The sequence below is a fragment of the Ruegeria sp. AU67 genome, assembly GCF_900312795.1.
GTDB classification, from domain to species: domain Bacteria; phylum Pseudomonadota; class Alphaproteobacteria; order Rhodobacterales; family Rhodobacteraceae; genus Ruegeria; species Ruegeria atlantica.
The window spans coordinates 251494-264074 of the sequence record NZ_OMPH01000020.1 but is presented as its reverse complement, the minus strand read 5'-3'; the positions used below and the strand labels follow the sequence as shown (position 1 = coordinate 264074).

12 protein-coding genes are annotated in these 12581 nt (G+C 58.4%); 8 read left to right on the top strand and 4 right to left on the bottom strand.

All coding sequences use genetic code 11. The features are described 5' to 3' along the window. The first annotated feature begins 2 nt into the window (after positions 1 to 2). From DK510_RS10970 to DK510_RS10940, 7 genes are all read left to right on the top strand, one after another. Positions 3 to 686, top strand: a complete 684-nt coding sequence (locus DK510_RS10970) for an adenylate kinase (protein WP_109312126.1) — start codon at positions 3 to 5, stop codon at positions 684 to 686. A gap of 185 nt (positions 687 to 871) precedes the next feature. Beyond that, on the top strand, positions 872 to 1156 hold the full coding sequence (locus tag DK510_RS10965) for a DUF4212 domain-containing protein (RefSeq protein WP_058274238.1): 285 nt from the start codon (positions 872 to 874) through the stop codon (positions 1154 to 1156). A 5-nt stretch (positions 1157 to 1161) separates the two neighbouring features. After that, the gene (locus tag DK510_RS10960; protein WP_058273825.1) at positions 1162 to 2946 is read left to right on the top strand and encodes a sodium:solute symporter family protein; all 1785 of its coding nucleotides are present in this window, start codon (positions 1162 to 1164) and stop codon (positions 2944 to 2946) included. Positions 2947 to 3057: 111 nt separating this feature from the next. Beyond that, positions 3058 to 4881: a DUF294 nucleotidyltransferase-like domain-containing protein gene (locus DK510_RS10955; RefSeq protein ID WP_109312125.1), complete on the top strand. Its 1824-nt coding sequence runs from the start codon at positions 3058 to 3060 to the stop codon at positions 4879 to 4881. Between the two features lie 46 nt (positions 4882 to 4927). After that, on the top strand, positions 4928 to 5446 hold the full coding sequence (locus DK510_RS10950) for a hypothetical protein (RefSeq protein ID WP_109312124.1): 519 nt from the start codon (positions 4928 to 4930) through the stop codon (positions 5444 to 5446). A 1-nt stretch (position 5447) separates the two neighbouring features. Next, on the top strand, positions 5448 to 6860 hold the full coding sequence (locus DK510_RS10945) for a 3'-5' exonuclease (RefSeq protein ID WP_109312123.1): 1413 nt from the start codon (positions 5448 to 5450) through the stop codon (positions 6858 to 6860). 89 nt (positions 6861 to 6949) lie between these two features. Continuing rightward, positions 6950 to 7450 carry a flavin reductase family protein gene (locus tag DK510_RS10940; protein WP_109312122.1) on the top strand — a complete coding sequence of 167 codons (501 nt, stop codon included), beginning with the start codon at positions 6950 to 6952 and terminating at the stop codon, positions 7448 to 7450. 3 nt (positions 7451 to 7453) lie between these two features. Here the strand turns inward: DK510_RS10940 and DK510_RS10935 are convergent, their stop codons facing one another. The 3 genes from DK510_RS10935 to DK510_RS10925 are packed head-to-tail and all read right to left on the bottom strand — an operon-like array spanning position 7454 to position 9686. After that, positions 7454 to 7933, bottom strand: a complete 480-nt coding sequence (locus tag DK510_RS10935; protein ID WP_109312121.1) for a DUF6505 family protein — start codon at positions 7931 to 7933, stop codon at positions 7454 to 7456. Beyond that, the gene (locus tag DK510_RS10930; protein ID WP_109312120.1) at positions 7933 to 8628 is read right to left on the bottom strand and encodes a biotin/lipoate--protein ligase family protein; all 696 of its coding nucleotides are present in this window, start codon (positions 8626 to 8628) and stop codon (positions 7933 to 7935) included. The genes DK510_RS10935 and DK510_RS10930 overlap by 1 nt, the downstream gene beginning before the upstream one ends. Then, positions 8625 to 9686: an Mrp/NBP35 family ATP-binding protein gene (locus DK510_RS10925; protein ID WP_109312119.1), complete on the bottom strand. Its 1062-nt coding sequence runs from the start codon at positions 9684 to 9686 to the stop codon at positions 8625 to 8627. The genes DK510_RS10930 and DK510_RS10925 overlap by 4 nt, the downstream gene beginning before the upstream one ends. A 24-nt stretch (positions 9687 to 9710) precedes the next feature. Between DK510_RS10925 and DK510_RS10920 the strand changes: the two genes are divergently transcribed. Then, positions 9711 to 10547, top strand: coding sequence for a cytochrome c (locus DK510_RS10920; RefSeq protein WP_234999033.1), 837 nt, complete (start codon positions 9711 to 9713; stop codon positions 10545 to 10547). Here the strand turns inward: DK510_RS10920 and DK510_RS10915 are convergent. Further along, positions 10541 to 12493 (bottom strand): 4Fe-4S binding protein, encoded by a 1953-nt coding sequence (locus tag DK510_RS10915; RefSeq protein WP_109312117.1) that lies wholly within the window; start codon positions 12491 to 12493, stop codon positions 10541 to 10543. The two genes, DK510_RS10920 and DK510_RS10915, sit on opposite strands and share 7 nt — an antisense overlap. Between the last annotated feature and the right edge of the window lie 88 nt (positions 12494 to 12581).

The following is a 12581-nucleotide window of genomic DNA, read 5'->3' as shown; positions in this document are numbered from 1 at the left end:
TGATGGACGCTGCCACGATCACCACACCCGCTGTTCTGATCCTTCTCGGCCCTCCGGGTGCCGGGAAGGGAACACAGGCCCGTATGCTCGAGGATAAGTTCGGGTTGGTTCAACTCAGCACCGGCGACCTGCTGCGCGCCGCTGTCGCAGCGGAAACCGATGCTGGCAAAGCCGCAAAGGCGGTGATGGAAGCTGGTGATCTGGTCAGCGACGACATCGTCATTGCCATCCTTCGTGATCGCCTAGCTGAACCGGATTGCGCCAAGGGGGTCATTCTGGACGGCTTTCCACGCACCACGGTTCAGGCCGAGGCGCTGGACGGTTTGCTGTCGGAAACCGGGCAGAAGATCAACGCCGCCATCAGCCTTGAAGTCGAAGATGGCGAAATGGTGATCCGTATCTCAGGCCGATACACCTGTGCCGGATGTGGCGAAGGGTTCCATGACACGTTCAAGATCCCTGCCGTTAAAGGCAAATGCGACAAATGCGCCAGCACGGAATTCAAGCGCCGCGCTGATGATAATGCCGAAACCGTCGCTTCACGTCTGGCGGCCTATCATGCGCAAACCGCGCCGCTGATTACCTATTACCAAGACCACGGTGTTCTGGAAGGTCTGAACGCCATGGGCAATATCGACGACATCGCAGGCAATCTGGAAAGGATCGTCAGCGATGCGATGAACTAAGGGAAGACGGCCCGCCCTGAACAAGGGCCCAATTCCTAAAGGAAAACTTCAAGGGACCCGCCTTGGCGGACCGGAGGAGTCTTGCCCGATGCCACCCAGGCATTCGGCATATCGAAAAGCGGCCCCGCGCATTGGAGGTTTAGGACAACGGGCCGCCTATGGAAGAAGCGAAGGAGGAACCCGCAATGGCGGATCAATCAACAAACTCCGCGCAGACTGCCGAGGCCGACAAGGGCTATTGGCAGGCGAACCTGCGTCTCATCTACATCAGCCTCGTGATCTGGGCGCTGGTGTCTTTTGGATTCGGCATTCTGCTGCGTCCGCTGCTGTCTGGCATCGCCGTTGGCGGCACCGATCTGGGCTTTTGGTTCGCTCAGCAGGGATCGATCCTGGTCTTTTTGGTGCTGATCTTCAACTACGCCTGGCGCATGAACAAGCTGGACGCCGAATACGGCGTGGATGAGGAGTAAGCGGAATGGACCAGTTTACCATTAACCTGCTCTTTGTCGGCGCGAGTTTTGCGCTGTACATCGGCATTGCGATTTGGGCCCGCGCGGGTTCCACATCGGAATTCTACGCCGCCGGTCGCGGCATTCACCCGGTCACCAACGGTATGGCGACAGCGGCAGACTGGATGTCTGCAGCCTCGTTCATCTCGATGGCGGGCCTGATCGCCTTCACCGGCTATGACAATTCGACCTTCCTGATGGGTTGGACCGGTGGTTACGTGCTGCTGGCACTGCTACTTGCACCCTATCTGCGTAAGTTTGGCAAATACACCGTGTCGGAGTTTATCGGCGACCGTTTCTACAGCCAGACCGCACGTATCGTTGCCGTGATCTGTCTGATCGTTGCTTCGGTGACTTATGTTATTGGTCAGATGACCGGTGTGGGCGTGGCCTTTGGCCGCTTCCTCGAAGTATCGAACACCTCCGGTCTACTGATCGGCGCCTGTGTCGTGTTTGCTTACGCGGTGTTCGGTGGGATGAAAGGCGTGACCTACACTCAGGTCGCTCAGTACTGCGTACTGATCACTGCCTACACAATCCCGGCGATCTTCATCTCGCTGCAGCTGACCGGTACGCCGGTTCCGGCGCTGGGTCTGTTCAGCGACACCGCAAGCGGTGAGCCTCTGCTGACCAAGCTTGACGCGATCGTGACCGAGCTGGGCTTTAACGAATACACAGCTCATCACTCGAACACGCTGAACATGGTTCTGTTCACGCTGTCGCTGATGATCGGCACCGCCGGTCTGCCCCACGTGATCATGCGCTTCTTCACCGTGCCGAAAGTGTCTGACGCCCGCTGGTCCGCTGGCTGGACGCTGGTCTTCATCGCCCTGCTGTACCTCACCGCCCCAGCGGTTGGCGCAATGGCGCGTCTGAACATCACCGACATGATGTGGCCCAACGGTGGCATCGAAGGTGGCGCTGTTTCGGTCGAAGATATCGACAATGATCCGCGCTATGACTGGATGCAGACGTGGCAGAAAACCGGTCTGCTGGACTGGGAAGACAAGAACGGCGACGGCAAAATCCAGTACTACAACGACAAGAACGCCGACATGCAGGCACTTGCGGAAGAAAAAGGCTGGGTTGGAAACGAGCTGACCAAGTTCAACCGCGACATCCTGGTTCTGGCCAACCCCGAGATTGCCAACCTGCCGGGTTGGGTGATCGGTCTGGTCGCTGCCGGTGGTCTTGCGGCTGCTCTGTCGACCGCTGCGGGTCTGTTGCTGGCGATCTCGTCGGCGGTATCCCACGACCTTGTCAAAGGTGCGATCAACCCGCAAATCTCTGAAAAAGGAGAACTGCTGGCCGCTCGTATCGCAATGGCTGTGGCCATCGTCGTTGCAACCTATTTGGGTCTGAACCCACCGGGCTTTGCGGCGCAAACCGTGGCCCTAGCGTTTGGTCTGGCGGCTGCCTCGATCTTCCCGGCGCTGATGATGGGGATCTTCTCGACCCGTATCAACAACACCGGTGCTGTCGCAGGTATGCTGGCTGGTCTGACCGTAACTCTGGTCTACATCTTCCTGCACAAGGGCTGGCTGTTCATTCCGGGCACCAACTCGTTCACTGATGCTGATCCGCTTCTGGGTCCGATCAAGTCGACCTCGTTCGGCGCCATCGGTGCAATGATCAACTTCGGCGTCGCTTACGTCGTCGCCGGAATGACCAAAGAGACTCCGCCGGAGATCGTTGAATTGGTCGAAAGCGTCCGCATTCCCCGTGGCGCTGGCGCGGCTCAGAACAAGTGAGCATGATGCGGCATATGGTTAACTTCCATGTGCCGCGTCTTTCGACCGACTGTTCCCGCCCGGCACTCCACCGGGCGGGATTTTTCAAAACCGGAATCACAGGACTGTACGATGCCCCTGTCTCATGACGAAATCACCCGGTTCCTGAAATCCGTCCACCCCTATGATGCCTTGCCCGCAGAAACACTGGATCAGATCGCCAATCAGATCGAGGTTTGGGAGGTCGAGGAAGACTTTCCCGTGTACGAACTTGGGCACACCCTGCCCGGTGTTTTCGTGATCTATGAAGGGCACGTTGAAATCACCGATGAGAATGACGCCGTGGTATCTCATCTTGGTCTGCACAATTCGTTTGGTGAGCGTGGGCTACTGAAAGACGGGAAAGCCGCGACCAAGGCGCGCGCGCATACGCCATCCGTTTTGCTGGTCCTGCCGCCAGATATGGTGCGCGAGTTGATCGATGGGCATGACGTCGTTTCGAAATTCTTCAACCGGACCCGTTCGAACCGGCCCGGCCCGCAAAGCCTGGCCACCAGCGCGATTGACGTTCTTATGGCGCATAACCCTGCAACCTGCCCACCGGACACATCGGTTCAGGAAGCCGCCCGGATCATGCGTGACAAGCACATTTCCTCCTTGTGCGTCACCGAAACGGATAGCCTGCTGGGTATCGCCACCTTGCGCGATATCTCGGGCAAATACGTAGCCAATGGCATGCCTGCAGACACACCGGTGTCAGCGATCATGACGGCGAACCCAATCACTCTGTCGCCATCTGACATTGGATCGGACGTTCTGCACGTGATGATGGAACGCGGGATCGGTCATATCCCGATCAGCGAAGGTGGACGTTTGGTCGGTATCGTAACGCAAACGGACCTAACCCATTATCAGGCGGTGAATTCGGCAGAGCTTGTCCGCCGGATCGCTCAAGCGGACTCGGCGAATCAAATGGCGGTGGTAACGGCTGAAATCCCGCAGCTTCTGATGCAACTGGTGGCTGCCGGAAACCGGCACGAGATCGTGACGCGGCTGATAACGGATATTGCAGACACGGCAACCCGCCGGTTGTTGGCCTTGGCCGAGGACAAGCTGGGCCCAGCACCCGTTCCCTATCTGTGGTTGGCCTGTGGGTCGCAAGGGCGGCAAGAACAAACCGGAGTATCCGATCAGGACAACTGTCTGATGCTGGACGACAGCGTGACCGATGCCGATATGAAGTACTTCGCCGAGCTTGCCAAATCCGTCTCGGATGGCCTGGACACCTGCGGTTATTTCTATTGCCCGGGCGACATGATGGCGACCAATCCACGCTGGTGTCAGCCGGTGCGCGTCTGGCGCGACTACTTCAACGGATGGATCGCCAAACCGAACCCCGAGGCGCAGATGCTGGCCTCAGTCATGTTCGACCTCCGCCCTATCGGAGGGGCCTTTCACCTGTTTGATGATTTGCAAGCCAAGACTTTGGCAGCGGCCAACGCAAACTCGATCTTTGTGGCGCACATGATCTCAAATTCGCTAAAACATACGCCTCCGTTGGGTCTGTTGCGCGGGTTTGCGACCATCCGGTCTGGTGAACATCGCAATACGCTGGATCTCAAACACAATGGCGTGGTCCCCGTCGTCGATCTTGCGCGAATCTACAGCCTTCAAGGTCAATTGACCGAAGCCAATACTCGGGCGCGTCTGAAAGCAGCCGCATCTGGCGGCATCCTCAGCCCCTCGGGCGCGCGGGATTTGCTGGATGCGTATGATCTGATCGCAGAAACCCGCCTTGAGCATCAGGTCAGGCTTGTGAAGGGTGATCAAAAGCCGGACAATTTCCTGCCGCCCTCGGACCTGTCGGATTTTGAGCGAAGTCATCTTCGGGATGCGTTCGTTGTGGTAAAAACCATGCAATCGGCATTAGGTCACGGCAAGGGAATGCTGGGCTAAAGCGGCAATAACTATTGGCGACTACGCCAGACATACGGAGAGTCACATGTTTCTGGAACTGATCGGCACAATATTTGCAGGCTTTGCTTTCGCGGGCATCGTAATGGTTCTGAACAAAGTGACGGGTGGCCGCCTGCCCCGCTGGATGACGCCCGTTGCCGCAGGTCTCGGCATGATCGGCATGACGATTACCAGTGAATATTCCTGGTACGACCGCACACGCGATACCCTTCCCGAAGGTATGACCGTCATTCAAGAGGTTGAAAGCCGCGCCTTCTATCGCCCCTGGACCTATGCTGTGCCCTTCGTAGACCGCTTTGCCGCCATTGATGCCGGTTCCGTTCGCACAAATGAACAGGTTCCCGAACAACGGTTGGTGGAACTGTATTTCTTTGGTCGCTGGGCCCCGGTCTCAAAACTGCCGGTCGTGGTCAACTGCAAAGAGTTCAGCCGCGCCAATCTTGCGGATGGGGCAGAATTCGCGGATGACGGGCGGCTGGTGAACGCCGACTGGATCGACGTCACTGCCAGTGACCCAATCGTCGAGGCAACCTGCGGAGTGTGACATGTTGAACCGGTTAAGCCTGCGTCTGCGCATTTTCCTGTTCTTCTGCCTGCTGGCCTTTGGCGCTCTAACTGTCAGCTCGCTGGCACTGTGGATCAGCTATCGGCGCGTTGCTAATCCTGATCTACTTGATTCCTTCATCTTTGCCGAAATCCTGATGGGATTTGGCTTTCTGGCTTTGACAGCGGCGGTTTGGTTATTGTTCGACGACAATGTCGCCAAGCCAATCGAACGGATATCCGCCCAACTTAGGGCCCGCGCGCATGCCGGAGTTAGCACCGAATTGGACACACAGGCCGCGCGATATCTGGGTGATCTGGCACCTGCCGCGGCCGGACTGGCCGACCAATTGTCCGGTAAAACCATGGACGTAGCGCAGGCCGTGGCCGAAGAGACGGCACATCTGGCGGCAGAAAAGCAACGTCTGACGGCCTTATTGACCGAAATCCCGGTTGCAATGCTGTTGGCGAGCCCAACGCACAAGATCGTTTTGTACGATGGTCAGGCGGCCGAGGTTCTGGCACAGGTTGCGCATCCCCGGCTGAATGCCTCGTTGTTTGAATACCTGCAATCTAATCCGCTGGAGGAGGCTCATGCCAAACTGGTGAAAACCGGGCTGGAGGTCGCCTGCACGCTAACCAGCGTCGATGGTACGCAGAGTTACCGCGCGCGCATGAAGCCCCTTGGCGGCGCACCCGGATACATGCTGATCTTCGAGGACAGTGCCGCGAACATCGGACCCGAAGCCGCGCGGCCTTTGGTGTATGACTTCGACTTGCTGAACACCTCGACGGACGAAGCTTTCGAAAATCTTGCTCTGCAGGATTTGTGTTTCGTCGTGTTTGATACCGAAACCACCGGACTGCTGCCCCACAAGGATGAAATCGTTCAGATCGGAGCAGTACGGGTTGTCAACGGGCGCATCGTGGACGGAGAGCAGCTGGACATGCTGGTTGATCCTGGCATCCCGATCCCTCCATCCTCGACCAAGGTGCATAAGATCAGTGATCGCATGGTTCAGGGTGCGCCGGGCATCGCCGATGCCGGGCGCGCGCTGCATCAGTTTGCCCGCGATGCAGTGATCGTGGCCCATAACGCGCCATTCGACATGGCCTTTTTGCGGCGACATGCAAAACGCATGGATGTCAATTGGGATCACCCCATTCTGGATACCGTTCTGTTGTCTGCCGTGCTGTTCGGGGCAAGTGACAAACACACACTGGATGCTCTGTGTGAACGGTTGGAAATCACCATCCCCGAACATCTTCGCCATACCGCCCTGGGTGATGCGGTTGCTACCGCCGAAGCGCTGGTCAGAATGTTACCGATGCTTCAGGCGCGCGGCATGACAACCTTTGGCCTGGTCATTGAGGCAACGCGCCAACATGGTCGTCTGTTGGAAGACCTGAACTAGTTCGGAAAACACGCATACCGGACGCAGCTTTTCATGGACAAACCCCGCGCGTCGTGGCACCTGAGGCACGGCCACGGGATGAGCGCGCAATGACGGAAAAACAATTCACTCCAACCCCGGATCAAAGCACCGCTTATCGCGAAGCGTTGGGGTGTTTCGGAACCGGTGTGACGGTGATCACCACGAACACCGATCAGGGCCCTCGAGCCATTACGGTCAACTCGTTCGCGTCGGTATCGCTGGACCCGCCACTTGTTTTGTGGTGCTTGGCCAAAGACTCCAACCGGTTCGACGATTTCAACACCAGCCGACATTATTCGATCCACGTGATGGGACAGGATCAACAGGAACAGGCCTTGCGCTTTGCTCGCGACGGCAAGGATTTTTCGCACGCGGAATGGGCCCACGACCCGGCGCGCCGACCGCAATTATCCGGTTGTCTGGCGCGGTTCGATTGTCAGGTGCACGCCCAACACGATGCGGGGGATCATCTGATCATTGTTGGTGAGGTTCAAAAGGTCATGTACCGCACCGGCAAAGGTTTGATCTTTAAGCGCGGTCAATTTGGCGGCTTTGCGGATCTGATCTGACGGTTATTCGTCCAACGACCCATGTACGGCCAGAGCTTCCAACTGTGTCTCTTGCGGCGTGATCACGCGGAAAGCTTCACGCACTCCCGCATCTGACAGCTCACGCGAGACGGTTAGCAGCGTGTTTGGGTTATGCTCATCACACAGCTCGGACATGTGGGCGATCTCGGCCAGTGCGACGTCCATGGCTGCCTCGACCGACGGTGCCCCGTAAAGCTGCACAAAGTGTTCAGCAAGGCTCTGCGCGATCTGATCCAGCTCGGCCTGTTCCACCTGCGTGACCGCGACGAATGTAACCCGCCCAAAGGTTTCCACACCCAACCAGCCATTCGCAAAAGCCTGACGCGCTTTGCCTTCAAGATCGCCTTCGCCCCAATTTGAGAACTCAAATCCGCCCGAAATGCACCATTCCCCGGTTCGCGCCGGGGAGTGGAACACATTCATATCGCTTTCGTCAAAATGGATTGCGCGAGCTAGTTTCATCATCCGTTCTCCAACAATTCCGTCAGCGGGCGAAGCTGCGTATCTGAACCATGCCGGATCAGCATGCCGAACCGTTCATCCGTTCCCAGAAACACGCCCGTTTCACCGAAGGGCTCTCCCACTCCGCGCAGCAGGCCTATCCATTCTCCGTGCACAGGCGCGTTGCCGTCCTCTTGCCACCGGTTCAGCCATGTCATCATGTGCCGCGACCAGCTTTCGACAAGCTGCGTTGCCGAGACATCTGCGCAGCCCTCGTCGTAAAGGGCGGTAACATCCGGGTTTTCGCCCGGAGCCTGACTTGTTTGCAGCAGCGCCAAATCCCAACCGACGATCAGCCAATCCGGTTCTACTTCTGGATCTGCATTCGAAGCTGCCACACGGAACATTCCGCATTTGGCCCCATTCACACAGATCAACCCTTCCCAGCCCAGATGGACCGCGACCTCAGGCGGGGCCAGCGCGCCCAGCGCGTTCTGAAACCCAACAGCGCAAAGCGGCACCATTGCCATCGCATCGCGCAGGACAACCTCGGGGGCAAAAACGATGGCCACACGCAGACGATCGGCCTGAATGTTATAAACCACGGTACCGCCATCACAGCCCAGCGCGGCCATGGCCTGCGCCCGCTCGAACGGGTCTTCCCCACCCTGCACCGGGTGGCCCGTCAGCAAAGGGGGAAAGACCGGCTCGTTCATGCGTTGCCCTTGGCAATCATGCCGCGCGCAATTTGGCGAAACGCTTCGGCTTGCGGACTGTCGGGCTTGCTGACCACGATCGGTGCACCGCCATCAGCGGCAACCCGGATATCCAGATGCAGCGGGATTTCACCCAGCAAAGGAACGCCCAGCGCCTCGGCCTCGGACTTTACGCCGCCATGGCCGAACAAGTGTTCTTCATGCCCGCAGTTCGAGCAGATATGCGTCGACATATTCTCAATCATCCCAAGGATGGGCGTCTTGAGCTGGTTGAACATGTCGATCCCCTTGCGGGCATCGATCAGAGCCACGTCCTGAGGAGTCGAGACAACAATGGCGCCGTCCACGTTGAACTTCTGGCTAAGCGTCAGCTGCACGTCACCTGTGCCGGGCGGCAGGTCGACGATTAGAACATCCAGCGCCCCCCATTGCACCTGACCCATCATCTGTTGCAGCGCGCCCATCAGCATCGGGCCACGCCAGACTACGGCCTGACCTTCATTGGTCATCAGACCCATCGACATCATGGTGACGCCGTGGTTGCGCAATGGCAGGATCGTTTTGCCGTCAGGACTGGCCGGACGGCCCGAAACACCCAGCATCCGCGGTTGCGACGGTCCATAGACATCTGCGTCCAACAGCCCCACGCGTCGCCCTTCGGCCGCCAAGGCACAAGCCAGGTTGGCAGAAACCGTGGACTTGCCAACGCCGCCCTTCCCCGAAGCCACAGCGATAATTCTGTCCACACCCGGCACGGCTTGCGGACCAGTCTGCGAGGGTTTCGGTTTCGGCTTCAGATCTGGCGGTGCCTTTTCGGAATGTGCGGTCAGCATGGCCGAGACCGTGGAAACACCGTCGACCAACTTTGCGGCCTGTTCGGCTGCGGCACGGACGGGTTCCATCTGCTCGGCCTGCTTGGGGTCGATCTCCAGCACAAAGCGCACAGTGTCCCCTTCGACGTTCAGCGCGCGAACAACTCCAGCGCTGACGATGTCCTGCCCAGAGACGGGGTCGGTGATCTTTCTCAGGTTTGCAAGAACTGCGTCACGAACACTCATGCGTCATTCTCCTTTTGGAACCCGGTGGTCAGGGCTCTGCGTATCGACAAGCTGTGGTTGCCGTTCATTGCACGTGTCTCCGTCTCATTCAGTTCATTTGACGCATTTGGTGCCGTGCCGTTAGGCTGTGGCATGCGCTTTGTCCTCTTGTGCCTGAGCCTGACGCTCTCTGCCACCCCCTCTTGGTCGCAAGAGGCGATTGGTCTTGCCGCGCCGGACGAGGTTGCTAGCTCTGGTCTGCTGCAACATATCCTTCCTCGCTTTTCTCTCAAGACCGGGATCCGGGTTATTGCAGATGATGCCGGCGTTTTGGTGCTGGAAACCGCCCCTCCGGGTGATCCTGTGTTCGCGCGCGACGGTGTGATCTATCACCTTCGGATCGAAGAGGACGCCAAACATGAGCGATTCCGCGACTGGCTGCTGTCCGATATCGGAAAACGGACGGTAGAAAGCTATGCGCCAGAGCAAGGCCCGCCTTTCTCGGCCAGCTTCGATATCGCGGCCGTGAAAACCGAAACAGTGATCGACGGCGATACGCTGCGCGGCGAGGAATTGTCGATGACCCATTGCGGCCGGTGCCATGTGATCGGGCCCAAGAACCGGATGAATGGTCTGGGTTCGACCCCCTCTTTCGCGGTGCTGCGCGCCATGCCGGACTGGTCAGAACGGTTCGAGGCGTTCTTCGCCCTCAACCCGCACCCCTCGTTCACACAAATCGACGGGCTGACACCTCCGTTTGATCCACAGCGTCCATCGCCCATCTATCCCGTCGAGATGACGCTGGATGACCTGGAAGCCATCCTTGCCTTTGTCTCGGTCATAACTGCAGCGGACTTGGGTGCGCCCTTACAGCTTCAGTGATCCTTTCGTTTTGAGAAATAATCCTCGGTCGTAACGACACGAGGCTTCGGGTTAGACTGGAACGGGTTGTCCTCTTGCTGGAACTGTGCGTTTACGCGGCAATTGTCACACATCTGGATCATCCGCGCCTTGTCTGAGGAGGCAAACATCGGATGTGTACCCGCAAGCTTTTCCATGATCCGTTCCACGGTGGACTTAACTCCAAACAGTGCCCCGCATTCTACACAAGCGAACGGCTCCTCTTCATTCAACACCTGCTGAGACAGGGCTGCATCGCTCAGGTCAAGCTGCGGGACAAGAGCAATCGCATCCTCCGGGCAGATGCCTTTGCACAACCCGCATTGCAGACAAGCATCCTGCTGGAAGTTCAATTGCGGCTTGTCCGGGTTATCGATCAAAGCACCCGACGGGCACAGCGACACACAGCTGAGGCACAAGGTACAGGCATCCGTGTTGACAGCGATCGCCCCATAGGGCGCGTTTTCCGGCAAGGGCAGCGGCTCTTCGGCATTAGGGTTCAGCGCCTGCGCAGCCAAACGGGCGATCTGGCGGCGGTTGCCCAATGGCAGCACCGGGTCGGCCAATGGCTGAGGGACATCTTGGGCATAAAGGACATCAGACAGCGCATCCGGGTCGGCCTCATCCAACAACCCCAGGGCATTCGCCCCCGCTATTGCCTGCGCCAAGGCCAGTTCACGGTCCAACGCATCGCGCTCGGTCGTTGGGGATAGCAAGACGTCCAACCGCGCGAAACCATGCGCCAAAGCAGCCAGCATCTCGGCATGGCCAAATCCTGAAATCACACTTAGCTCCAGTGGGATCACATCGGCAGGCAAACCACGTCCAAAACGGGCGGCCAGTCGGATCATCTCGGCCCCGTGGGCATTATGCACCAGCAAGCGTGGCGCGGCTCCACCAGCACGGCGATAGGTGCGCGCCAGGATGTGCATCCGCGATAGCAACGCCGAAACCGGCGGATCTTCGTAGGTTATTGCTGTTGAGGGGCAAACTGCCGCGCATTCTCCGCACCCGGCGCAGATCATAGGGTCGATTTCCACATGCTCACCCGCGGGTGTGATCGCCCCTGTCGGGCAGATATCCAGACAGTTCGTGCAAGCAACCTGTTCGGCCCGAGAATGGGCACACAGCGTTTCTTCCATCCGCACATAAAGTGGCTTTTCGAAGGTGCCGACCAATTGGGCCGCCTCAAAGGCCAGCCGTTCGACGGACAATGGATCTTTGGGATCAGCCCGCAGATAGCCTTCGCGCTTGGCCGGAGCCTGAACCAAGGGTGTGTCGCCGGTCAGGTCCAGAACGATGTCACAAGCCGACTGCGCCCTGTCTCGGACCTCAGTCCAGGCAAAAGCTCCGCGACCGCCGGGCTCAAGCTGCTGAAACGCGTCAAGCTGCAGGGTAAACCCACCCAATGCACCGTTCAGCGATTTGATGCGACCGCGCACGACGTCGAGCGCGCGCGACATAGGCTCAGCCTCATCCGTGACCAGTACCGTAACCGCCAGTGTGACGGCCAGTTTTTCAGCAAGTGCAAATGCAACGTCGCCGGGACCGATGATCAGGCATGTGCCTTCGCTATAGACGTCTACGCTGGGCGTTACCGGCTGCGGCAACAAGGCTTCGGCGGCCAGAGCGGCCATCTTGGGGGCCGCATCCGCGCCCTCATCAGACCACCCGGCCCTGTCACGAAGATCAACAAAGCCCGGGGCGTCCACATTCAGTTCTTCGGCCAGGGCCTGAAATACTTCCTGCTCTTGTCCGCAGGCAATGATGGTGTCCCCCTGTTGTATCTCCGCGGCCGCCGCTTCCAACTCTCGCGTGCAAAGCGCTGTGAAAACCTTGGAACATTCCATCTCGCAGGCCGAACCGATCTTGTCGGAATTCAGAGGTTGAGACCCGGCGCAGTCGCATAAAAGTAGTTTGGTGCCCATGATCCTCCCCCGGATACTTCTCCACCTCTTCGCATCGCAGGCTGTATCCCCATTGCTGGAATGTAAACCCTTTGGGACAGCGGGCCAT

What these genes read in the sequence shown, in the direction of transcription:
- DK510_RS10970 (WP_109312126.1), top strand. Translation starts at nt 3, where the DNA reads ATGGACGCTGCCACGATCACCACACCCGCTGTTCTGATCCTTCTCGGC.
- DK510_RS10945 (WP_109312123.1), top strand. Translation starts at nt 5,448, where the DNA reads ATGTTGAACCGGTTAAGCCTGCGTCTGCGCATTTTCCTGTTCTTCTGC.
- DK510_RS10960 (WP_058273825.1), top strand. Translation starts at nt 1,162, where the DNA reads ATGGACCAGTTTACCATTAACCTGCTCTTTGTCGGCGCGAGTTTTGCG.
- DK510_RS10930 (WP_109312120.1), bottom strand. Translation starts at nt 8,628, where the DNA reads ATGAACGAGCCGGTCTTTCCCCCTTTGCTGACGGGCCACCCGGTGCAG.
- DK510_RS10965 (WP_058274238.1), top strand. Translation starts at nt 872, where the DNA reads ATGGCGGATCAATCAACAAACTCCGCGCAGACTGCCGAGGCCGACAAG.
- DK510_RS10925 (WP_109312119.1), bottom strand. Translation starts at nt 9,686, where the DNA reads ATGAGTGTTCGTGACGCAGTTCTTGCAAACCTGAGAAAGATCACCGAC.
- DK510_RS10935 (WP_109312121.1), bottom strand. Translation starts at nt 7,933, where the DNA reads ATGAAACTAGCTCGCGCAATCCATTTTGACGAAAGCGATATGAATGTG.
- DK510_RS10940 (WP_109312122.1), top strand. Translation starts at nt 6,950, where the DNA reads ATGACGGAAAAACAATTCACTCCAACCCCGGATCAAAGCACCGCTTAT.
- DK510_RS10955 (WP_109312125.1), top strand. Translation starts at nt 3,058, where the DNA reads ATGCCCCTGTCTCATGACGAAATCACCCGGTTCCTGAAATCCGTCCAC.
- DK510_RS10915 (WP_109312117.1), bottom strand. Translation starts at nt 12,493, where the DNA reads ATGGGCACCAAACTACTTTTATGCGACTGCGCCGGGTCTCAACCTCTG.
- DK510_RS10950 (WP_109312124.1), top strand. Translation starts at nt 4,928, where the DNA reads ATGTTTCTGGAACTGATCGGCACAATATTTGCAGGCTTTGCTTTCGCG.